The sequence below is a fragment of the Streptomyces sp. 130 genome (assembly GCF_007096885.1).
Taxonomy (GTDB): domain Bacteria; phylum Actinomycetota; class Actinomycetes; order Streptomycetales; family Streptomycetaceae; genus Streptomyces.
In genome coordinates this window covers 140,476-160,957 of record NZ_VJNO01000013.1, presented here as the reverse complement: position 1 = coordinate 160,957, position 20,482 = coordinate 140,476, and the positions used below count along the sequence as shown (strand labels likewise).

The 20,482-nt window shown below is 72.4% G+C and carries 18 protein-coding genes; 6 read left to right on the top strand and 12 right to left on the bottom strand.

Annotated elements, in window-relative coordinates; translation table 11 throughout:
* Window positions 1–43: 43 nt before the first annotated feature.
* Window positions 44–1,537, bottom strand: coding sequence for a hypothetical protein (locus FKN01_RS14325; RefSeq protein WP_143620303.1), 1,494 nt, complete (start codon window positions 1,535–1,537; stop codon window positions 44–46).
* 231 nt (window positions 1,538–1,768) lie between these two features.
* Here FKN01_RS14325 and FKN01_RS14320 point away from each other — a divergent pair, with 231 nt between their 5' ends.
* Window positions 1,769–2,905, top strand: coding sequence for an aminoglycoside phosphotransferase family protein (locus FKN01_RS14320; protein ID WP_143620301.1), 1,137 nt, complete (start codon window positions 1,769–1,771; stop codon window positions 2,903–2,905).
* 87 nt (window positions 2,906–2,992) lie between these two features.
* Here FKN01_RS14320 and FKN01_RS33560 read toward each other — a convergent pair whose 3' ends face one another.
* Window positions 2,993–4,324 (bottom strand): N-acetylmuramoyl-L-alanine amidase, encoded by a 1,332-nt coding sequence (locus FKN01_RS33560; protein WP_143620299.1) that lies wholly within the window; start codon window positions 4,322–4,324, stop codon window positions 2,993–2,995.
* 348 nt (window positions 4,325–4,672) lie between these two features.
* On the opposite strand from FKN01_RS33560, the gene FKN01_RS14310 reads away from it, so the two are divergent.
* Window positions 4,673–6,895, top strand: coding sequence for a terpene synthase family protein (locus tag FKN01_RS14310; RefSeq protein WP_143620297.1), 2,223 nt, complete (start codon window positions 4,673–4,675; stop codon window positions 6,893–6,895).
* Window positions 6,896–6,943: 48 nt separating this feature from the next.
* Here FKN01_RS14310 and FKN01_RS14305 read toward each other — a convergent pair whose 3' ends face one another.
* Both FKN01_RS14305 and FKN01_RS14300 read right to left on the bottom strand, forming a co-directional pair.
* Window positions 6,944–7,444 carry a hypothetical protein gene (locus FKN01_RS14305; protein WP_026171499.1) on the bottom strand — a complete coding sequence of 167 codons (501 nt, stop codon included), beginning with the start codon at window positions 7,442–7,444 and terminating at the stop codon, window positions 6,944–6,946.
* A 104-nt stretch (window positions 7,445–7,548) separates the two neighbouring features.
* Window positions 7,549–7,956 (bottom strand): ACT domain-containing protein, encoded by a 408-nt coding sequence (locus tag FKN01_RS14300; protein WP_143620295.1) that lies wholly within the window; start codon window positions 7,954–7,956, stop codon window positions 7,549–7,551.
* A gap of 108 nt (window positions 7,957–8,064) precedes the next feature.
* On the opposite strand from FKN01_RS14300, the gene FKN01_RS14295 reads away from it, so the two are divergent.
* The gene (locus tag FKN01_RS14295) at window positions 8,065–9,138 is read left to right on the top strand and encodes a nitrous oxide reductase family maturation protein NosD (RefSeq protein WP_143620293.1); all 1,074 of its coding nucleotides are present in this window, start codon (window positions 8,065–8,067) and stop codon (window positions 9,136–9,138) included.
* A 35-nt stretch (window positions 9,139–9,173) separates the two neighbouring features.
* Window positions 9,174–10,235 (top strand): methyltransferase, encoded by a 1,062-nt coding sequence (locus tag FKN01_RS14290; protein WP_143620291.1) that lies wholly within the window; start codon window positions 9,174–9,176, stop codon window positions 10,233–10,235.
* A gap of 68 nt (window positions 10,236–10,303) precedes the next feature.
* On the opposite strand, the gene FKN01_RS14285 is transcribed toward FKN01_RS14290, so the two are convergent.
* The 7 genes from FKN01_RS14285 to FKN01_RS14255 all read right to left on the bottom strand — a co-directional run bounded on the left by FKN01_RS14285 (window position 10,304) and on the right by FKN01_RS14255 (window position 15,554).
* A complete protein-coding gene (locus FKN01_RS14285) occupies window positions 10,304–10,636 on the bottom strand; it encodes a TcmI family type II polyketide cyclase (RefSeq protein ID WP_143620289.1) in 333 nt (110 codons plus the stop codon).
* A 20-nt stretch (window positions 10,637–10,656) separates the two neighbouring features.
* Window positions 10,657–11,136: an SRPBCC family protein gene (locus FKN01_RS14280; protein WP_143620287.1), complete on the bottom strand. Its 480-nt coding sequence runs from the start codon at window positions 11,134–11,136 to the stop codon at window positions 10,657–10,659.
* A gap of 1 nt (window position 11,137) precedes the next feature.
* Window positions 11,138–11,395 (bottom strand): acyl carrier protein, encoded by a 258-nt coding sequence (locus FKN01_RS14275; RefSeq protein WP_143620285.1) that lies wholly within the window; start codon window positions 11,393–11,395, stop codon window positions 11,138–11,140.
* 35 nt (window positions 11,396–11,430) lie between these two features.
* On the bottom strand, window positions 11,431–12,669 hold the full coding sequence (locus tag FKN01_RS14270; RefSeq protein WP_143620283.1) for a beta-ketoacyl synthase N-terminal-like domain-containing protein: 1,239 nt from the start codon (window positions 12,667–12,669) through the stop codon (window positions 11,431–11,433).
* On the bottom strand, window positions 12,669–13,928 hold the full coding sequence (locus tag FKN01_RS14265; RefSeq protein WP_143620281.1) for a beta-ketoacyl synthase: 1,260 nt from the start codon (window positions 13,926–13,928) through the stop codon (window positions 12,669–12,671). The genes FKN01_RS14270 and FKN01_RS14265 overlap by 1 nt, the downstream gene beginning before the upstream one ends.
* The gene (locus FKN01_RS14260) at window positions 13,925–14,359 is read right to left on the bottom strand and encodes a cupin domain-containing protein (protein ID WP_143620279.1); all 435 of its coding nucleotides are present in this window, start codon (window positions 14,357–14,359) and stop codon (window positions 13,925–13,927) included. Before FKN01_RS14260 ends, FKN01_RS14265 begins: the two co-directional genes overlap by 4 nt.
* A 73-nt stretch (window positions 14,360–14,432) precedes the next feature.
* A complete protein-coding gene (locus FKN01_RS14255; protein WP_143620277.1) occupies window positions 14,433–15,554 on the bottom strand; it encodes a SchA/CurD-like domain-containing protein in 1,122 nt (373 codons plus the stop codon).
* A 195-nt stretch (window positions 15,555–15,749) separates the two neighbouring features.
* On the opposite strand from FKN01_RS14255, the gene FKN01_RS14250 reads away from it, so the two are divergent.
* Window positions 15,750–17,378 carry an FAD-dependent monooxygenase gene (locus FKN01_RS14250; RefSeq protein ID WP_143620275.1) on the top strand — a complete coding sequence of 543 codons (1,629 nt, stop codon included), beginning with the start codon at window positions 15,750–15,752 and terminating at the stop codon, window positions 17,376–17,378.
* A gap of 7 nt (window positions 17,379–17,385) precedes the next feature.
* Here FKN01_RS14250 and FKN01_RS14245 read toward each other — a convergent pair whose 3' ends face one another.
* The gene (locus tag FKN01_RS14245) at window positions 17,386–18,918 is read right to left on the bottom strand and encodes an alpha/beta fold hydrolase (RefSeq protein ID WP_143620273.1); all 1,533 of its coding nucleotides are present in this window, start codon (window positions 18,916–18,918) and stop codon (window positions 17,386–17,388) included.
* Between the two features lie 179 nt (window positions 18,919–19,097).
* Here FKN01_RS14245 and paaK point away from each other — a divergent pair, with 179 nt between their 5' ends.
* Window positions 19,098–20,381 (top strand): phenylacetate--CoA ligase PaaK, encoded by a 1,284-nt coding sequence (paaK, locus tag FKN01_RS14240; RefSeq protein WP_143620271.1) that lies wholly within the window; start codon window positions 19,098–19,100, stop codon window positions 20,379–20,381.
* The last annotated feature ends 101 nt before the right edge of the window (window positions 20,382–20,482 follow it).

Genomic DNA, 20,482 nt, shown 5'->3' with positions numbered 1-20,482 from the left:
CCGCCCTCGGCGGGGCCCGCTGCTCATCGCGTCCCGGGACTCCTCAGATCTCGGCGCTCCTCGACTTCTTGCGCTGGTTCGGCGGCACGGCGACCTGGATCTCCTCGCGCAGGTCCTCGATCTTCGCGTAGCCGGAGAACTGCCCGGTCAGCCGGTACATCTCGCGCAGCCGGTCCCAGGTCCGGTGGGAGGACGTCTCCCCCATCGTGACCAGCGCGAGCCGGGCGTAGCGGTCGGCCTGTTCCGGGTCGTCGGCGATGAAGCACGCCGAGGCGAGCGAGATGTAGTCGAAGATCTTGGACCTCTCGCGGCCGTTGTCCCGCAGCTCCAGGGCCTGCTTCGCGTGCCGTTGAGCGATGACCGCCGCCGAGGGGTCGTGTTCGGCGAGCGTGCGGAAGGCCAGGGCCTGCATACCGTGCATGTCGGCCTCGTCGAACATCTGCATCCAGCTGGGCGCGGGCACGTCGGCCTTGTCCGAGACGAAGAGCTCCTCGGCCCGGCCCAGCGTGCGCCGCATGGCCTGGCCCCGGCCCAGGGACGCCTGCGCCCACGCCTCGATGGTGCAGAGCATCGCCTGGGTGCGCGGCAGGACGCTGTCGCCCGAGCCCGACTTCGCGAGCTTCATCAGGTCCAGCGCGTCGTCGGGGCGGCCCAGGTGGATCATCTGGCGGGCCGCCCGGGACAGCGCCTCGCCGGCGCGCGGGCGGTCGCCGCCCTCGCGGGCCGCGTGCGCGGCGATGACGAAGTACTTCTGCGCGGTGGGTTCGAGGCCCACGTCGTGCGACATCCACCCCGCCAGGACGGCGAGGTTGGCGGCGACGCCCCACAACCGCTTCTGGAGGTGGGCGGGGTGGTGGTACGAGAGCATCCCGCCCACCTCGTTGAGCTGGCCCACCACGGCCTTGCGCTGGAGGCCGCCGCCGCGGGAGGCGTCCCAGGCGCGGAAGACCTCGACGGACCGCTCCAGGGCCTCGATCTCCTCGGAGCCGATGGGGGCGGCCTCGTACAGGTCGAAGCCTGCCGGATCCGCGTGTACCGGGCCGCCGGTACTCGGGGCGTCGGCCGCCAGTACGGGGTCGGTGTGCAGCCAGTCGTGCATGGGGCCGGCGATGGCGGAGCCGGCGGCGAGCGCGGCGCCCGCGCTCATCAAGCCGCGTCGGTTGAGCATGAGGTCCATTCCCGTGAATTCGGTGAGGACCGCTGCCGTCCGTTCGGGCGCCCACGGGAGTTGCTCGGGATTGTCCTGCGTCCCGGCCTCTCGCCGCTTCCCACCACGCCCGCGCCGGCCGAACCCGAGGTCCTCGATGGTCACGACACGACCGAGCCGCTCGGTGAACAGAGCCGCCAGCACCTTCGGCACGGGGTCGCGGGGGGATTCCCCCATGTCGATCCAGCGCCTCACCCGCGAGGTGTCGGTGGCCAGTTGGGGGTGGCCCATGGCCGCCGCCTTCCGGTTCACCAGTCTCGCGAGTTCGCCCTTGGACCAGCCGGCCAGGCCGAACAGGTCCGACAGGCGGGTGTTGGGTTCTCCGGTCACGTCAAGCCCCCAGGTTCTCGGCTGTGTTGACACTAACCCCGTGTCAGATGCCTCGCGACTATTCGCCAGGGTTCGCCAGGGTGCGCTATGTCGAGAGACACCCGCGAACCGGTGTCAGGTAGGAAAGCGCCACCCCGCCCGGCAGCCCTAGGTACTCCCCAGGGTGCCGAACGGCCGCCGGCCGGGGCGGCGCACGCAACTTGTCGGCGCACGAAGGGATCTGTATCGCCCATGTACACAGCATCGTCCTCCGTGTCCGCCCCGCCCCGGCCGCTGCGTCCTCTCCAGACGGGCGGCGGACCGTATCTCGATCCCCGCGCCACCGTCCCGGCCCCCGGCATCGGACGGCCCCGGCGGCCGGGAGGGCCCGGTGCCCCCTCGCTCGGCGGCCGGCTCGACCTGTCGGGCCCCCAGGGCGCCCAGCTGAGGATGGTGATCGCGTCCGTGCACCGGATCTGCCCGGAGTTCAATCCGGTGCAGGTGCTCCGGCGCAGCGGACGTTCGGTGCTGCTGGTCGGCTCCACGGGGCGCGCGACGGCGGTGGCGAAGTGTTTACTGGACCACTCCCCCGCGTGGGCGGAGCGGTTCCGGCACGAGATAGCGGCATACCGGGCGTTCGTCCGGCACCGCCCGCCGGTACGGGTGCCCCGGCTCATCGCCGCCGACCCGGAGAACTGCACGCTGGTCATCGAGCGGATGCCGGGCCGGGTGGCCGCCCTGACGCGCCACCCGGCCGAGGCGCCGCCGCGCGCGGACCTGCGGGCCGTGCTCGGGGCGGTGGCCCGGGTGAACGCCTGGCGTCCGCCGGCGGGTCTGTTCGAGGCGCCGCTGGACTACGCGGCACGGATCAGCCGCTACCACGAGCTGGGGCTCTTCACCGACCGGGACCTGGGCGACCTGCAGAAGCTGCTGCACGGGATCGCCCACTCCGGCGGGCGCCAGGGGATGGGGCAGTTCTGCCACGGGGACGCGCTGCTCTCCAACATCCTGCTCTCGCCCACCGGGCCGGTGCTGGTGGACTGGGAGCACGCGGGCTGGTATCTGCCCGGGTACGACCTGGCGACGCTGTGGACCGTGCTGGGCGACGCCCCGGTGGCCCGGCGCGAGATCAGCAAGCTGGCGCAGGTCGCGGGCCCCGCGGCACGCGACGCGTTCCTGGTCAACCTGATGCTCGTACTGACGCGTGAGATCCGCCGGTACGAGACGGCCGTCCAGCGGGCCATGCGGGAGGCCGGGCCCGCCCGGGCAGTGCCGGAGCGGCCGGGCACGCTCGCGCCGGGCGAGGAGCAGCGGCTGCTGCTGCGCCGGCTGCACGACGACTGTGCGATGGCCCGGAACGCCGTGCGGGCGGCGGTCGGCACACGCTGACCGGTCGGCCCCATGGGGCGCGCCGCGGGTCCGGTGCCGACACACCGGGCCCGCGGCGCGCTGTTGCGTGCGTGCCGGTACGGGGCTTCAGCGGGCGCGCACGACGTCCACGTCGGACGCCTTGACGAAGGCGACCCGGTGGCCGATCTGGACCGTCAGGTACTTCTCCCCGCCCTTGAAGTACGCGTGGTCCAGCGGGTAGGAGGCGTCGATCGTCGGTGCGTAGAAGAAGCCGGTGGGCGCTTCGCCGCCGCCGGGGTAGGACTGGCCCGCCTTGATCGTGTACGGGAGGGGCGTGCCGACCCGCTGGTCCGCGAAGCCGGCCGGGTACTCCGACTTGTCCGGGTAGGCGACCCCGTAGACCGGCACCTCGGTCCTGCCGGCCTTCGGGCGGACGATGGAGCCGGAGGTGGGGACGGTGGTGCGGGTGTGGGCGGGTGTGCGGAACCACGCCTTCTCGCCGTACCACCAGATGGCAGTCCAGCCCGGGGCGTGACCGGCGACGACGGCCTGCTGGGTGGCGCTGATCTTGCTGCCCCAGTCGGCCGCGCAGTTGGTGCCGGGCGAGCCGTCGGTGTGGATGCCGGGGTCGGAGAAGAGGGGCGCGTCGTCGGAGGGCGCGGTGTGCAGCGGGACGGCGCTGGAGCCCTGGACGGGCAGGTCCACGTTCTTCTCGCAGTCGCGGAACGCCTGCTTGTTGTCCTTGAACCGGGGGCTGACGGTGACCAGTTGGCTGCCCGGGCGGGCGGTGGGCACGGTGGGCTCGCCGAGCAGCGTCATGAAGTGGTTCCAGTCCCAGTAGGTGCCCGGGTCCCAGTGCATGTTCTTGGTGCCGGCGGCGCTGGTGGGCGGGACGCCGTCGTGCCCGATGATGTGCTGGCGGTCGAGGGGGATGTCGTACTTGGCGGCGAGGTAGCGCACCAGGGCGGCGGTCGAGCGGTACATCTCGGGGGTGTACCACCGGGCGCCGTCTGCGGCGAAACCTTCCTGCTCGATGCCGATGGAGTGGCTGTTGACGTACCAGTTGCCGGCCTGCCAGGCCACGTCCTTGTTCTTGACCATCTGGGTGACGTGGCCGTCCGCGGAGCGTACGACGTAGTGGGCCGAGGTCTGCTTCAGCGGGTTCTGGAAGATCTTCAGCGTGGTGTCGAAGTCCTCCTCGGTGTCGTGCAGCACGATGAATTTGATCTTGTTGGTGTGCGGCCGGTCGGCGGTGTCGTAATTGCCGTACGTCTCCTTGTCGGCCGGGTCGCCGGTCTGCTGGTAGGCGGCCGGGACCCAGTCACAGGCGAGGCCACGCGGGCACTCGGGCCGGACCCCGTCGGCGCCGGCCCGGGCGGCCGGGCTGAGCAGCGCGAGGCTCAGTGCCCCGGCGGTGGTGAAGGCGAGTGCGAGCCTGGTCCTCTGCTTGGACGTCATGACAACCCTTCGTAGAGCCGGGTGGAGCCGTTGCGGACGTGCGCGCACACTCTGTGACCCGAGGTGAGGGGGCGTCAAGAGCGCTGGGAGCACCGCGCGTTGAGCCACTGGACCAGACCACTGACAGGGCCCGCGACCTGCGAAGGGCGGAGAACGGCGGGGGTGTGGCGATGGCGCGTTACCAGGGTTTTACGAGCCCGGACCGGCACGGGTGTCCCTCGAACGGGCGCTCTCCGGTGTGACTAATCGCCGCTGTGCGTGCCCCGAACGGACCAAGGGTAGTGCTGGCGCCGACAGGACCGATGCGCGTGGCAGTCACGCGATGGCTCTCGGAAAGGCCGGACGCACATGGCTCAGCCGTTCACCCTGCCGGATTTCTATGTTCCGTATCCGGCGCGTCTCAACCCCCACGTGGAGGAGGCCCGGCGGCACACGAAGACGTGGGCGCGGGCCATGGGGATGCTGGAGGGGTCCGGGATCTGGGAGGAGAAGGACCTCGACGCGCACGACTACGCGCTGCTGTGCGCGTACACCCATCCCGACTGCTCGGCGGAGGCGCTGTCGCTCGTCACCGACTGGTACGTGTGGGTCTTCTTCTTCGACGACCACTTCCTGGAGCTGTTCAAACGGACCCCGGACCGCGAGGGCGGCAAACGGTATCTGGACCGGCTGCCGGCGTTCATGCCGATGGAGCGCGGCGCGCCGGTGCCCGAGCCGGAGAACCCGGTGGAGGCGGGGCTGGCGGATCTGTGGGCGCGTACGGTGCCCGCGATGTCCGACGCGTGGCGGGTGCGGTTCGCGGAGTCGACGCGCAACCTGCTCAACGAGTCGCTGTGGGAGCTCGCCAACATCAACGAGGGCCGCATCGCGAACCCGGTCGAGTACATCGAGATGCGCCGCAAGGTGGGCGGGGCCCCCTGGTCGGCCGGTCTGGTGGAGTACGCGGCCGGGGCCGAGGTGCCGGAGGCGGTCGCCGGTGAGCGGGCGCTGCGGGTGCTGCGCGACGCGTTCTCGGACGGGGTGCATCTGCGCAACGACCTCTTCTCCTACCAGCGGGAGGTGGAGGACGAGGGCGAGAACAGCAACGGGGTGCTGGTCCTCGAACGCTTCCTCGGCTGCTCGACGCAGGAGGCGGCCGAGGCGGTGAACGACCTGCTGACGTCCAGGCTCCAGCAGTTCGAGAACACCGCGCTGACCGAGGTGGGGCCGCTCTGCGCGGCCAAGGGGCTGGACGCGGCGCAGACGGCCGCGGTCGGCGCGTATGTGAAGGGGCTGCAGGACTGGCAGTCCGGCGGCCACGAGTGGCACATGCGCTCCAGCCGCTACATGAACGACGGCGGGGCCGGCGAGGCCGAACCGGGCTTCGGGATGTCCGCCGCTTCGATCCGGTTCACCCGGCGCTCCGAGTCGGCCCGGCTGCGCAGCCACAGCCATGTGCTCTTCCAGCACGTGGGCCCGTCGTTGCTGCCCGACTTCGACCTGCCGTTCGACACCACACTGAGCCCGCACTTGGAGGGCGCCCGCGAGCGGATGGTGGAGTGGGCCGACCGGATGGGCATCCTGGGGCCGCAGCCCGGGGTGCCGGGTTCGCACATCTGGGACGAGGAGCGGTTGCGGGCGATCGACCTGCCGCTGTGCGCGGCCGGCATCCATCCGGACGCGACACCGGACGGGCTCGACCTGTCCTCGGGATGGCTGGCGTGGGGGACGTACGGCGACGACTGGTTCCCGGTGGTGCACGGCCGGTCGCGCGATCTGGCGGGCGCCCGGCTGGCCAACGAGCGCCTGTCGCTGTTCATGCCGCTGGACGGGAGCCCCGCGCCGGAGCCGGTCAACGCGCTGGAACGGGGGCTCGGCGACCTCTGGGAGCGTACGGCGGGGCCGATGGACGACGCCGGGCGGCGCGCGTTCCGCAAGGCCGTCGAGGACATGACGGCGAGCTGGCTGTGGGAGCTGGCGAACCAGGCGCAGCACCGGATTCCCGATCCGGTGGACTACGTCGAGATGCGGCGCATGACGTTCGGCTCGGACCTGACGATGAGCCTGTGCCGGATCGGGCACGGCCGGAAGGTGCCGCGCGAGATCTACGAGAGCGGCCCGCTGCGCTCCCTGGAGAACGCGGCCGCCGACTACGCGGCGCTGCTCAACGACCTGTTCTCGTACCAGAAGGAGATCGAGTACGAGGGTGAGGTGCACAACGGGGTCCTGGTCGTGCAGAACTTCTTCGGGGTGGACTACCCGACGGGGATGGCGATCCTCCACGACCTGATGAAGTCGCGGCTGCGGCAGTTCCTCCATGTCGCCGAGAACGAACTGCCCGTGCTGTACGACGACTTCGGCCTGGACGCCGAGGCGCGGGAGACCCTCGCGGGCTACGTGCAGGAGCTGAAGCACTGGCTCGCGGGCATCCTGATCTGGCACCGGGGCTGCCGGCGCTACCGGGAGGAGGACCTGCGGCGCGGCACCGGCGCCCCGTGGCACCTCAACGGGCCGACGGGACTGGGCACTTCGGCGGCGAAGGTGGCGGCCCTGTTCGGCCGGCCGACGGCGGCGGCGGCGGTGAACGGGTAGCGCCGGCGGGTAGGGCCCGCCGGGTGGCGGGCCCTACCCGGCCACGGGTCAGCCCTGCTGGAAGAGCTCGGCGGGAAGCGGCTTGAGGAGGGCGTACAGATCGTCGGTGATGGGCCGGTCCCAGCTGGCGATGGTGACGAGCACACCGTCGCTGCGGTCGAACTGCACGCACGAGATGCGGCTCTCGGAGAGCTTCACCCGGCGCACGATCATGAGGTTGTCGCCCTGCATGACCGGCATGTCCTCGGTGCCGGTGACCTCGACCGGCTCGTCGTTCTCCAGCGCCAGCAGCAACTGGGCCACCTCGAAGGGGACCTGCCCCTCCTCGGTCTCACGCGCGGGCGACCCCTCCGGCAGGTTGCCGATGATCATCGCGGGGCCGCGCCCGCCGAACAGGTCGTACCGGAGGAACACACCCTGGCAGCTGCCGTCGGGGGCGGGGAGCAGACCGGCGCCGAGGTTGCCGGGCCAGTCACCGGGGTCCATGGCCAGGACATCGAAGTCGGGGCCCGCGGGTGTGGCGGCGCTGCGGCGGCGGAGGAAGGACATGCACACATGTTACGTGTCCTGGCTCACCTCGCCGAGCCGGGCCCGGACCGGCATATGCGCAGGCCCCGAGGCACACCTCGCGCCCACTCCCGTGCGCACACCTGTCAACCGGTGCGCGACTCGGCGGCCAGCCGTTCCAGCACGGCTACGGCGTCGTCCACCCGCCCGTGCGGCACGAAGAGGTGGTCGTGGTGGAACCCCGCCACCACGTTGCAGCTGATCCCCGCGTCGGTCAGGGCGAGCGACACCGCGGCGGTCAGCCCCACCGCCTCCAGCGCCGAGTGCACCCGCAGGGTGATCCAGCCGGCGACATAGGTGTACGTCAGCCCGGCCGCCGCGGCCTCGGCCTCGGGGAGCACCAGGGTGAGCCCTTCGCTCTCGCGGACCGTGACGACGGGGGCGACGGCGGCGGGCAGGGCGCCGTCGGGCACGGTGACGTACACGTACCGGCCGGGGTGCGGCTCGGGACTCAGTTCGCTCAGCAGGACGCGCAGATCGCTCTCGGCTGTCACGGGCACCACGCTACCGAGAGGGCGCGGGCATGAGCCATTCGGGCACGTCCCGCGTCCAACCGGTCACCGTGCGTGGCACCGGGCCGGGATCGCCCATAGCTTCGGCTCATGAGGAAACGACACATCACACGTCTTGTGGGCATCGCAGCCGCATCCGCCGCCGGACTGGCCGCGGCGGTGCCGTCCGTACCCGCCGCCGCGGCCGGCGCGCGCGTGGTGTCACCGGGGCAGTCCATCCAGGCGGCGGTGGACGCCGCACGGCCCGGGGACACCGTCGTCGTCCGGCCCGGGACCTACCGCGAGAGCGTCCGGATCAGCACGCCGGGACTGACCCTGCGCGGCTCCGGGGACGACACGGTCATCATGCCCGCGGCCGGCCGGGCCGCCGCCGGCGACGACTGCGCCGGTGCGGGCAACGGGATCTGCGTCCTGGGGACCAGGGACGATACCGTGGACGGGGTGACCGTCAGGTCCCTGCGCGTCACCGGGTTCGCCCGCAGCGGCCTGTGGGCGTCCTGGACGGACCGGCTCTCCGTCCGCTCGGTGACCGCCGAGGCCAACGGTGTCTGGGGCATCGCGCAGCAGCGGTCCACCCGCTCCGACATCCGGGACAGCGTCGCCCGCTCCAACGGGGACGCGGGCGTGTTCGTCGCCAACAGCGTCGACGAGGAGGGCGGCGCCACCGACACCGGCGGCACCCGGGTCCGGGGCAACACGCTGACCGGCAACCGGATCGGCTTCACCGCGCGGCGGGTGCGCAACCTGTCGGTGCGCGACAACACCTTCACCGCCAACTGCAGCGGGGTGTTCGTCGTGGGCGACGAGGGCACGCCGCGGGCCGGTGCCCTGTCGGTCCGCGCCAACCGGATCACCGGCAACAACAAATTCTGCGCGGCCACCGACCGGCTGCCCGCGATCCAGGGTTCCGGGATCGTGCTGACCGGCACCGAGTCCACCGAGGTGCGCGACAACGTGATCCGCGACAACGTGGGCGCGACCCCGCTGTCGGGCGGCGTCGTGCTGTTCAAGAGCTTCGTGGGCGCGAAGAACACCGACAACACCGTCAGCGGCAACATCGTCCTCGGCAATCAGCCCGCGGACCTGGCGAACCGGGACACCGGCACGGGCAACCGGTTCGCCGGCAATGTCTGCACGACCTCCGCACCGGCCGGGATGTGCTGACCGGTGACCCCCCGCACGAGGAGAAGCGAGACGGCATGACCACCGTGAGCACCACCCCCGGCACCACTCCCGTCCAGCCCCTTCCCACCCCGCAGCCGGCGATGCGGCTGCGCGAGCTGGTGTTCGGCGCGGCCCGTTCCGCCGCCGTGCGCGCCGTCGCCCGGCTGGGGGTCGCCGACGCGCTCGGCGACACCCCCGAGACCCCGGAGCGGCTCGCGGCTGCGGTGGGGACCGAGCCCGGGCCGCTGCGGCGGCTGCTGCGGGCGCTGGCCTGCTACGGCGTCTTCACGGAGAACGCCGACGGCACCTTCGCGCACACCGACATGTCCCGGCTGCTGAGGGAGGACGCCCCGGACAGCCTGCGGGCGATCTCGCTGTGGTGCACGGAGCCGTGGACCTGGCAGGTGTGGCCCCGCCTGGAGGACGCGGTGCGCTCCGGCGGCAACGTCTTCGAGGACGTCTTCGGCAAGGAGTTCTTCGACTACCTCCACCAGGACGCCCACGAGTCGGCGCAGGTGTTCAACGCGGCCATGACCACCTCCAGCGTGCAGTCGGCGCTGGACGTGGCCGCCCTGCTCGACCTCGGCGGTGTCGCGTCGGTGGCGGACATCGGCGGCGGCCAGGGGCACGTGCTGGCGAGCCTGCTGGAGAAGCACCCGTCGGTGAGCGGCACCCTGATGGACCTGCCCGGGGTCGTCGCCCGGGCCGACGAGCGGCTGCGGGACGGCGGCGCGCTGGCCGGGCGGGCGTCCATCGTGGCCGGGGACTGCCGGGAGGGCATTCCGGTCGCCGCCGACCTCTACATCATCAAGAACATCCTGGAGTGGGACGACGAGTCGACCCGCCGGGCGCTCGCCGCGGTCGTCCGGGCGGCGCGCCCCGGTGCCCGGGTCGTCGTCATCGAGAACCTGGTGGACGACACCCCGTCCATGCGGTTCACGACCGCCATGGACCTGCTGCTGCTCCTGAACGTGGGCGGCGCCAAGCACACCCGGCAGAGCCTGGTGGACCGGCTCTCCGGGGCGGGGCTGCGGATCGACGGGGTCCGGCAGGTCAACGCGTATCTGCACGCCTTCGAGTGCGTGGTGCCGGACTGATTTCGGGGCGTACGCGAAACCGCCCCGGTCCGGGCCTTGGTGGCCCGGACCGGGGCGGTGGTCGTCGCTCACGCGGGAGCGCCGCGCTCCCAGCGGTAGAACTCCTGGGCCATCGCGTCCTTGGGCCCGCGCCAGGTCTCGGGGTCGTACGGGCTGACGAAGGCGGTGAGCCGTTCGCTGATGGCCCGGAACTCCGGGTGCTCGGTCACCTTGGCGATCTCCGGGCCGGGCGGGCGCTCGGACTCGATCATGTGCAGGTAGACGTCGCCGAACTGGAAGAGCTTGCGGCGCGTGACGCCGACCAGGTGCGGCAGTTCGCTGTTGTCGGACGCGGCGAACAGCTTCGCGATGTCCGGGGCGGAACCCGGCGCCATCCGGGCGACGATCAGTGCGTGGTGCATGGGTGGTGCCCTTCTGCCGGTCAGTTGGCCGGGACGGTGGCGGAGCGGCGCTCGCGGTCGCGCTGCTCGATCCTGTCCCGGATCAGCGCCATCTGGACCTTGGAGTTCCGGTTGATGTTGTCGGTCATCCAGGCGTCGTCCACCGGTGCGTCGGGGCGCATCGCGAAGTCCTGCTGCCAGCGCATCCGGGTACCGCCGGGGGTCTCGGAGTACTCCCACCGGATGTCCATGTGCTGGAACGGTCCGGGCTCGACGCGGCGGGCCCGCACGGTGCGGCCGGGGCGGTCGGTGGTGCGCTCGGAGACCCAGCTCCACACCTTGCCGTTCTCGTCGGGGTGCATGGTCAGGCGGAAGGTGGTGCGCTCGCCGTCCCGTTCCAGGATCTCGACGGCCGCGTACTCGCTGAAGAGCTGGGGCCAGTTCTCCAGGTCGTTCGTCATGTCCCAGACGAGGTCCAGGGGGGCGGCGATGACGATCTCGTTCTCGGTGTGTCCGGACACGTCAGGCTCCTGTCATGAGGCTGTTGTTGACGAGGTCGAGGAACTCGCGGGGCGTCTTGCACCGGTCCGCGTCGGCCGGCAGCGGCTGCCCGTGCCGGTTCTCGAGTACGCCGACGATGCCGAGCAGGCCGAGGGAGTCGAGGCCGTACTCCTCGAAGGCGGCGTCGGAGCGGTTCTCCATCTCCTTGGGGTCGACGGAGAGGCCGGCGCCCTTCTTCATGAGGGCGGCGAGTTCTTCGTACGTCAGTCGTTCGGTCATGAGGGACTGCTCCTTCTCACGTGGGGTGGACGGGCTCACGCGGGGCGCCGGAGCACCAGGGCCGCGTTCGAGCCCATGAGGCCGCGGCTGAGCACGAGCGCGGTGCGCAGTTCGGCGGGGCGGGCCCGCTCGGTGACGACGTCGAGGTCGTGGCAGACGTCGAACACGTTGGGCGTGGGCGGGACCAGGCCGTTCTCCATGGCCAGGACGGCCGCCGCCGCGTCCAGGACCGGTCCCCCGCAGTAGGCCCGGCCGGTGCCGGTCTTGGGGGCGGTCACCGGGACGCGCCGGCTGTGCGGGCCGAGCGCGTCGGCCAGGGCCAGCGCCTCGGCCCGGTCGGCGGCCGGCGAGCCGAGCGCGTCCGCGAAGACGACGTCGATCTCGTCGGGGGCGCAGCCGGCTTCCCGCAGCGCGCCCTCGATGGCGTGGGCGAGGCCCTCGCGGGATTCCTCCCAGTGGGCGGCCGTGGTGAAGGTGGCGGCGTGGCCCGCGATCTCCGCCCGGGCCCGGGCGCCGCGCTCGCGGGCCGACTCCTCCTCCTCGACCACGAACATCGCGCCGCCCTCGGCGGGCACGAAGCCGCAGGCGTCCGAGGTGAAGGGGCGGTAGGCGCGCGTCGGGTCCTCGGCTGTGCTCAGGTCGCGGTAGCCGAGCTGGCAGACCACGGAGTACGGCGCGAGCGGGGCCTCCGCGGCGCCGACCACGACCGCGTCGGTGCCGCGCCGCACGGAGCGGTCGGCGTGCGCGAGCGCGTCCAGGCCGCCCGCCTCGTCACTGGCCACCACCGCGCAGGGGCCCTTGAAGCCGCCGCGGATGGAGATCTGGCCGGTGCTCGCAGCGTAGAACCAGGCGATCGACTGGTAGGGGCCGACATACGTGGAGCCCTGGCCCCAGAGCCGTTGCAGTTCGCGCTGGCCGAACTCGCCGCCGCCGGAGCCGGCCGCGGTGACCACGCCGACGCCGAACGGCCGGTCCTCGTAGTCGGCGCGGCCGAGCCGGGCGTCGTCCAGCGCCATGTCGGCGGCGGCCATCGCGAAGTGCGTGAACCGGTCGGTCTGGACCAGGTAGCGCTCCTCGATGAGCGCGACCGGGTCGAAGCCGCGGACCTCGCCGGCGACGCGCAGCGGCAGGTCCTCGCACCCTTCGCGGGTGACCCGGTCCAGGACGCTCATGCCCTCCTGGGTGCGCTTCCAGAAGGCTTCGGTGCTGGTGCCGTTGGGGGCGACGACGCCGATGCCGGTGACAACGGTGCGCCGGGCCTTTCGGGTGCTCATCATGTCCTCCCTCGGGTCAGGGCCACCGCGGACTGGAAGCCGCCGAAGCCGCTGCCGACCGAGAGGACGCTGCGCAGCTTCAGGGGGCGGGCGGTGCGCGGCACGTAGTCGAGGTCGCACTCCGGGTCCGGGGACTCGTAGTTGGCCGTCGGCGGGACCGTCTGGTTGACCAGGGCCAGGACGCAGGCGGCGATCTCTATCGCCCCGATCGCGCCGAGGGAGTGGCCCACCATCGACTTGATGGAGCTCATCGGCACCTTGTGGGCGTGCGCGCCGAGGGCCCGTTTGACGGCGGCGGTCTCGTGCCGGTCGTTCTGCTTGGTGCCCGAGCCGTGCGCGTTGACGTAGTCGATGTCCTGCGGGGAGATCCGGGCGTGGCCGAGCGCCCGCTCGATGGCCTCGGCCATCTCCAGCCCCTCGGGGGTGAGCCCGGTCATGTGGTACGCGTTGCCGAAGGTGGCGTAGCCGGCGATCTCGCAGTACACCGTCGCCCCGCGGGCCCGGGCGTGCTCCAGTTCCTCCAGGACGAGTACGGCTCCGCCCTCGCCCATGACGAAGCCGTCGCGGCGGGCGTCGAAGGGGCGGGAGGCGTGTTCCGCGTCGTCGTTGTTGGGGGAGGTCGCCTTGATCGCGTCGAAGCAGGCCACGGTGATCGGGGTGATCGGCGAGTCCGACGCACCGGCTACGCAGACGTCGACCCGGCCCTCCTCGATGGAGTGGAAGGCGTAGCCGATGGCGTCCAGGCCCGAGGTGCAGCCGGTCGAGACGGTCTGCACGGGGCCGTGGGCGCCGACCTGCTCGGCGACGGCGGAGGCCAGTGAGCTGGGCGAGAAGGCGCGTTCCAGGTGGTGCCCGGCCCTGCGGTGGTCGACGTCCCAGCGCGTGCCCTTCTCGCTGACGGCGACGTAGTCGTGTTCGAGGCGGGTGGTTCCGCCGACCGCGGTGCCGAGGGAGACGCCCATCCGCCAGGGGTCGGTGTGCTCCGGGTCCAGACCGGCGTCGGCCAGCGCCTCGCGGGCGGCGACCATCGCGAACTGCACATAGCGGTCCGCGCGTGCGGTGTCCTCGTCGTCGAGGCCGTGGGCGGCCGGGTCGAAGTCGCACTCGGCGGCGATCCGGGAGCGGAAGCCCGCCGGGTCGAAGAGGGTGATGCCCCGGGTCGCGGTGCGGCCGTTGGAGAGCAGGTCCCAGAAGGCCGGGGCCCCGATGCCGCCCGGGGCGACGACGCCGACTCCGGTGACCGCCACGCGCCGGGTCATGAGGCGGCCTCGGTTCGTTCTGGCGGGGCGCTCCGCTCGGCGGTCTCGGTCACCTCGGTGTCGACGTGGCCGAGTTCGGGGCGGGGGGCGAGCGGGCCGAGGTGGAAGACCATGCGGGCCTCGGTGTCGCCGACGTTGCGGAAGCGGTGGCGCACGTGCGGGGGGATCAGCAGGCCCTGGTCGGGGCGCATGGTGTGCGTCTCCCCGTCCAGGTCGACCTCCAGGTGACCCTGCACGACGTACACGAACTCCTCGGAGTACGGGTGGTAGTGCTCGCCGATGCGGTCACCGGGGTCGATGAGGGCGAGGCCCATGAAGCCGCTGGTGGCGCCCACCGCGGTGGGGGTGAGCATGGCGCGCAGGTCGCCTCCGCGCCTGGTGTTGGGCTGGGTCTCACTGAGGTCCACGATGCGTGGCCGGTGGGTGGTCATGTCTGCTTCTCCTCCTGGGCGCGGGGCGCGTGGGGTGTCGGGTCGGGCGAGGGCCCGGGTGCCGGAGCGCGGTTCAGGAATCCGTGGCGCGCCGGTCGGTGATCAGCCGCATCTCGGACCGGGCCAGGAAACGCGCGGCGTCCTGGTCGGTGGCGGGGACGGCGTTCGCCTCGCCGGCGAGGAGCCGGGCCAGGCGGGCCGCCTTGCCGGGGCCGTGGATGCCGAGGGCGTGGGCGGGCTGCGCGTCGAGCGGGCCGTCCGCTTCCAGGAGGCGTACGACGACGTCGTCGCGCTGGAAGATGGTGCTGCTGTCGATGGGGCTGCCGGGGTCGTCGGCGGCCTCCTCGTCGTGGCCGGCCAGCAGGCGGGCCAGGGCCATGCCGCAGCCCTCCTTGGCCTGGTAGAACACGGCGTGCCGGTGCAGGCTCCCGGGGGCGTGGCGGCCGGCCGAGACGTGGTGCACGGTGGGCAGGGCCGCGCGGGTGAAGAACATCCGGGCGGAGTCGGGGTCGGCGAGGTCCCGGTCCTGTTCGAGGTAGGGGTTGATGGCCTCCTCGACGGCACGGATCTCGGGCTGGCGGGAGACGTGGCGCAGCGCGGCCATCAGGTCGCCCTCGACCTCGACGGCCCGCACCACGCGGTTGCCGTGCATGAACAGCGAGGTGCGGCGCAGCCGGGTGTGGTCGTCCACGCGGGAGCGGGGCGACTCGTAGTCGGCGAGGAGCCCCGCGACGATGTCCTCGGTGCCGGGCTTCACGGTGAAGGTGAGCGCGTGGCGCACGATGCCGTCGCCGAGGCGGGGGGAGGTCTGGAGGCTTCCCCTGAGCGGGTCGGGGACGGCCTCGAAGCCCTTGCCGGTCTCGCGCAGCACGCTGAACCGGAGCGACCTGGTGTCGCGTACGCAGCTGTGCAGGGGCTGCACGGTGGCGACGTGCTCCTCGCTGTTCACCCAGGCGAGGAAGGGCGGGGCGCTCTCCCACTCGCTGGTGATCAGCCACTGCGAGGGGTTCTCGATGGACTGGCACAGCTGGTCGCTGATGTGGCCGGGGATGGACGCGACCTGGTTGCGCATGTGCTCGTACGCCTCCAGGAACTGCTTCTGGGCGCCGTCGTGCAGGTCCAGCAGCAGCACGACGCGCAGCCGGGATCCGTCGAAGGCGGACTGTGAGATCCGTTCCGAGAGGGTGGTGGTCATCTGGCGAACTCCTTCGACGGTGGGGGGCACGAATGCGGGGAGACCCGGCCGTCTCCGTGACCGATCGTGAAACGCTGGTCCGCCCGACGCGAGATTTATGAACCGTTCAGGTGAGCAGGGGTGCGGAGGGCTCCGACCCGGCTCCGGCACGGGCATGGACGAAGCATCTGTACGGCGTCCGAGCTGGAGCAACTGATGAACGAGAACGTCGACCTCCACGTACCGGTCCTCATCGTGGGCGGCTCGCTGGTGGGTCTGTCCGCGTCCCTTTTCCTCGGCCGGCTCGGCGTCGAGCATCTGCTGGTCGAGAAGCACGCCGCCACCTCGACCCATCCGCGTGGCCGCGGCAACAACGTGCGCACGATGGAGCTGTTCCGCCGTGCGGGTGTGGAGCGGGAGATCCGGGCGGCCGCTTCGGTGCTGGCGGACAACCACGGCATCCTCCAGGCCGGCTCGCTGACCGGCGAGGACCAGGAGTGGCTGTTCAGGGAGATCGACCCGGGCGGGGCGCTCGCCCGGTTCAGCCCGACGGGCTGGTGCCTGTGCAGCCAGAACGACCTGGAGCCGGTCCTGCTGGAGCGGGCCCGTGAGCAGGGCGGTGATCTGCGCTTCGCCACCGAGATGATGTCGTTCGAGCCGGACGCCTCGGGGGTCACGGCGGCCCTGAAGAACCGGGAGACCGGTGAGCACACGACGGTGCGCGCGGACTACCTGATCGCGGCGGACGGGCCGCGCAGCCCGGTCCGTGAGCAGTTGGGCATCGGCCGTGCGGGGGCGGGCGACCTGTTCCACAACGTGAGCGTCACCTTCCGCTCGCGCGGGCTGGCCCGGGTCCTGGGCGAGCGGCGCTTCATCGTGTGCTACTTGACGAACCCCGCGGCGGAGGGCGCGCTGCTGCCGGTGGACAACGAGCGCGAGTGGGTGTTCCACGCCCCGTGGCAGCCGGAGCGCGGCGAGACGCTGGAGGACTTCACGGACGAGCGGTGCGCCCGCCACATCCGTACCGCCGTCGGCGCTCCGGACATCGACGTGGAGATCACCGGCAAGGCGCCGTGGCACGCGGCGGAGCGGGTGGCCGAGCGGTACTCGCGGGGACGGGTGTTCCTGGCCGGTGACTCGGCGCACGAGATGTCGCCGACCGGGGCGTTCGGCTCGAACACCGGCATCCAGGACGCGCACAACCTGGCGTGGAAGCTGGCCGCGGTGCTGCGGGGCGAGGCGGGCCGGGGGCTGCTGGAGACGTACGGGCAGGAGCGGCTGCCGGTGGCCCGGGCGACCGGTGAGCGGGCTTCGGCGCGGTCCGAGGAGCACAGCCACCCCGGCTACGCACCGCCGCCCTCGGTGGGCGGGGGCAAGCGGGGCGGAATGCTGAACGTGGCGCTGGGCTACCGCTACACGGCCGGCGCGGTGCTGGGCGTGGCGCCGGACGCGCCGGTGGTCCCGGAGGGGATGCGGCTGGCGGGTGAGCCGGGCAGCCGGGCGCCCCACCTCTGGGTGCGCCGGGGCGGGGAGCGGATCTCGACCCTGGATCTGTACGAGCGCTCGTTCGTGCTGCTGGCGGACGGTGCGGACACGGTGTGGCGGCGGGCCGCGGACCGGGTCGCGGACCGGCTGGGGGTGCGGCTGGACGCGTTCGGCGTCGGTGCGGGCGCCGATCTGGAGCCGGAGGACGGCGCGGACTGGGCCGGGGCGCACGGGATTGGCCCGGACGGCGCGGTCCTGGTGCGCCCCGACGGCTTCGTCGCCTGGCGTACGGAGTCGGGCTCCGCGGACGCCGAGGCGACGCTGCACGATGTCCTGGTGACGCTCCTGCACCGGGACTGACGCTCCGTCAGTCCACTGACTGGATGCCGAACGACCGGAGGGCGGCGAGGAATTCCTCCGGTCGTTCCGTGTGTACGAGATGGCCCGCGTCGATGGTGACGAGCTCCGCGCCGGGAATGGCGCGGGCCATCGCGGCCAGGTCCTCCTGGGCGATCCGGCTGCTCGGGCCGCCGCCGATGACGAGGGTGGGGACGTCGATCTCGCCCAGGAGCTCCCGGCCGGCCGGGTCCGGGGCGTTGAGCTGGGCGTCGATGGCGGGCACCACGGGCCAGTCGAAGTCCAGCCTCTCGTCGGGCCGTCGGGGCACGGGCCGGGGCGGGTCGAGCGGGATGAGCGGCGGGGCCTCCTCGATGACCAGGCGGCCGATCAGCCCGGGGTGCCGTTCGGCGAGCAGATAGGCGGCGGCCCCGCCCATGGAGTGTCCGATGACGGTGGCTCCGGCGAGATTGCGGGCCTCCAGGAAGCCGTGCAGGTCGTCCCGGAACAGTTCGAAGCTGTAGCGGCCGGGCCAGTCGCTGAGGCCGTGGCCCCGGAAGTCGAAGGCGTACACCCGGTGTGCGGCGGCCAGCCGGGGGGCGATGTGGGCCCAGTCGGTGCTGTTGCCGCACCGCCCGTGGGCCAGGACGAGCGGCGGCGCGGCCGGGTCGCCCCACACCCGGTACGCGAGCCGCGTCCCGCCGGCCCGGACGCTGTGCACCTCCGGGTCGAGGAACGCCTCGACGACGCGGGTGAACGCGCCCGGGTCGTCGATCCACGGGAAGTGCGCGGCGCCGCGCTGCACGGCGAACTCCGCGTGCGGGAAGAGCGCGGCCAGTCCGGCGGCCCGGTCGGGCGTCAGGATGGTGTCGTACTCCCCGGCCAGCACGAGGACCGGCGCCGCCAGCGTGCGCAGGGCGGGCACCGTCGCGGCCGGGTCGAAGGCGCCTTCGCCGGCGTACCGGGCGGCGGCCTCGGCGTTGATCTGCGCGGGCGAGGCCGCGCCGTGCTCCTGGGCTTCGGCGTCCCAGCGGGCGTACATGAACGGCCTTGTCCGGGTGCGCAGTCCGTCGTCCATCCGGCCCGCCCAGATCTCCTCCAGGGCGGCGAGCGCGTCCTCGTACCACGGTTCCGCGGAGCGCAGGGCCGCCGCCTCGCGGGACTCGCGCACCGGGGCGGGGAGGCCGGCGGCCCGGGTGGTGGGGGCGACGAGGACCAGGTTGCGCAGCCGGTGCGGATAGCGGGCGGCGTAGAGCGCGGCGAGTTCGCCGGCCGCGGAGTGGGCGAGGAGGTCGACGTGTTCGAGGCCGAGGTGGGCGCGCAGGGCCTCGACGTCGGCGGTCTGCCGGTCGCAGCGGTAGGTGGCGGGGTCGTCGGGGGCGGCGGAGTCGCCGGTGCCCCTGAGATCGATGAGGACCAGCTGCCGGTGCTCCGCGAGACCGCCGAGGGTGCCGAGGTAGGCGCTCGCCCGCATGGCACCGCCGGGCAGGCAGATCAGCGGTGTCCCCTCCCCCACGAGGTGATAGGCGAGCTCGGTTCCGTCGTACGTGTGGAAGGTCGGCATGCCCCCATCCAAACAGGGCCGTGCGGGTGACGCAGCCGTGTTCGGTACGGGCGTATTCGCGGTCCGGCCAGGATGCGTCAGCCCTCTTGCCAGGGGATGGGTGATCCTGAATTACTGCTCCCGGGAGAGGCGACCGAATGATCGGTCGCCCGCACGCGCACGGACGGGGGGAGCCCGGGATGACGGCTTCGCTGGACTCGGCGGAACGGATGAGCCGCACCGAGCTGGAGGCGCTTCAGCTCGGACGGCTGCGGACCACCCTGCGCCATGCCTACGAGAGCGTGGCGCACTACCGGGCCGCGTTCGACCGGGCGGGGCTGAAGCCGGAGGACTGCCGCTCGCTCGCCGATCTGGCCCGCTTCCCGTTCACCACCAAGGCGGATCTGCGGGACAACTACCCCTTCGGGATGTTCGCGGTCCCCGAGGACCGGGTGCGCCGGATCCACGCCTCCAGCGGAACGACGGGCCGGCCCACCGTCGTGGGCTACACCGGGAAGGACCTGGAGACATGGGCCGACGTGGTCGCCCGCTCCATCCGGGCGGCGGGCGGACGGCCGGGGCACAGGATCCATGTGGCGTACGGGTACGGGCTGTTCACCGGCGGCCTCGGGGCGCATTACGGGGCGGAGCGGCTGGGCTGCACGGTGATTCCGGCGTCCGGCGGCATGACGGCCCGTCAGGTCCAGCTGATCCGGGACTTCCGGCCCGACATCATCATGGTGACGCCCTCGTACATGCTGACCCTCCTCGACGAGTTCGAGCGGCAGGGCGTCGATCCGCGTGCCACCTCGCTGAAAGCGGGGATCTTCGGGGCGGAGCCGTGGACGGAGGAGATGCGGCGGGAGATCGAGGAGCGGTTCGGGATCGACGCGGTCGACATCTACGGCCTGTCCGAGGTGATGGGTCCCGGGGTGGCCCAGGAGTGCGTCGAGACGAAGGACGGGCCGCACATCTGGGAGGACCACTTCTACCCGGAGGTGGTCGACCCGTTCACCGGCGAGGTGCTGCCCGACGGGGAGCGGGGCGAGCTGGTGTTCACCTCGCTGACCAAGGAGGCCATGCCGGTGATCCGGTACCGGACGCGGGACCTGACCCGGCTGCTGCCCGGCACGGCCAGGGTGTTCCGGCGGATGGAGAAGGTCACCGGGCGCAGCGACGACCTGGTGATCCTGCGCGGAGTGAACCTCTTTCCGACGCAGATCGAGGAGATCGCGCTCCGCACCCCGGGGGTGTCGCCGCACTTCCAGCTGCGGCTGACCCGGGAGGGCCGGCTCGATGTGCTGACGGTGCGGGCGGAGGCCCGGCCGGGGGCGACGCCGGAGCAGCGGGCGGCTGCCGCGGCGTCGGTCGCGGCGGCGGTCAAGGACGGGATCGGGGTCTCGGTGGGCGTCGAGATCCTGGATCCGGAGACGCTGGAGCGGTCGGCCGGCAAGTTCCGGCGGATCGTGGACGAGCGCGACTGACCGCCCAACTCCTATGCGGGCGCGCGGTGTTGCTGTGGCAGGATGGGCCGGAGTGACCGTTGTCCGCCGGGAGGGCTGGTGTTCTCCCTCCGACGAATGGG

Bases quoted from the DNA above. Each gene is read 5' to 3' on its own strand.
- FKN01_RS33560 (WP_143620299.1), bottom strand. From the start codon at position 4,324: ATGACGTCCAAGCAGAGGACCAGGCTCGCACTCGCCTTCACCACCGCC.
- FKN01_RS14245 (WP_143620273.1), bottom strand. From the start codon at position 18,918: ATGCCGACCTTCCACACGTACGACGGAACCGAGCTCGCCTATCACCTC.
- FKN01_RS14265 (WP_143620281.1), bottom strand. From the start codon at position 13,928: ATGACCCGGCGCGTGGCGGTCACCGGAGTCGGCGTCGTCGCCCCGGGC.
- FKN01_RS14255 (WP_143620277.1), bottom strand. From the start codon at position 15,554: ATGACCACCACCCTCTCGGAACGGATCTCACAGTCCGCCTTCGACGGA.
- FKN01_RS14250 (WP_143620275.1), top strand. From the start codon at position 15,750: ATGAACGAGAACGTCGACCTCCACGTACCGGTCCTCATCGTGGGCGGC.
- FKN01_RS14320 (WP_143620301.1), top strand. From the start codon at position 1,769: ATGTACACAGCATCGTCCTCCGTGTCCGCCCCGCCCCGGCCGCTGCGT.
- FKN01_RS14270 (WP_143620283.1), bottom strand. From the start codon at position 12,669: ATGAGCACCCGAAAGGCCCGGCGCACCGTTGTCACCGGCATCGGCGTC.
- FKN01_RS14275 (WP_143620285.1), bottom strand. From the start codon at position 11,395: ATGACCGAACGACTGACGTACGAAGAACTCGCCGCCCTCATGAAGAAG.
- FKN01_RS14295 (WP_143620293.1), top strand. From the start codon at position 8,065: ATGAGGAAACGACACATCACACGTCTTGTGGGCATCGCAGCCGCATCC.
- FKN01_RS14310 (WP_143620297.1), top strand. From the start codon at position 4,673: ATGGCTCAGCCGTTCACCCTGCCGGATTTCTATGTTCCGTATCCGGCG.
- paaK (WP_143620271.1), top strand. From the start codon at position 19,098: ATGACGGCTTCGCTGGACTCGGCGGAACGGATGAGCCGCACCGAGCTG.
- FKN01_RS14305 (WP_026171499.1), bottom strand. From the start codon at position 7,444: ATGTCCTTCCTCCGCCGCCGCAGCGCCGCCACACCCGCGGGCCCCGAC.
- FKN01_RS14260 (WP_143620279.1), bottom strand. From the start codon at position 14,359: ATGACCACCCACCGGCCACGCATCGTGGACCTCAGTGAGACCCAGCCC.
- FKN01_RS14285 (WP_143620289.1), bottom strand. From the start codon at position 10,636: ATGCACCACGCACTGATCGTCGCCCGGATGGCGCCGGGTTCCGCCCCG.
- FKN01_RS14290 (WP_143620291.1), top strand. From the start codon at position 9,174: ATGACCACCGTGAGCACCACCCCCGGCACCACTCCCGTCCAGCCCCTT.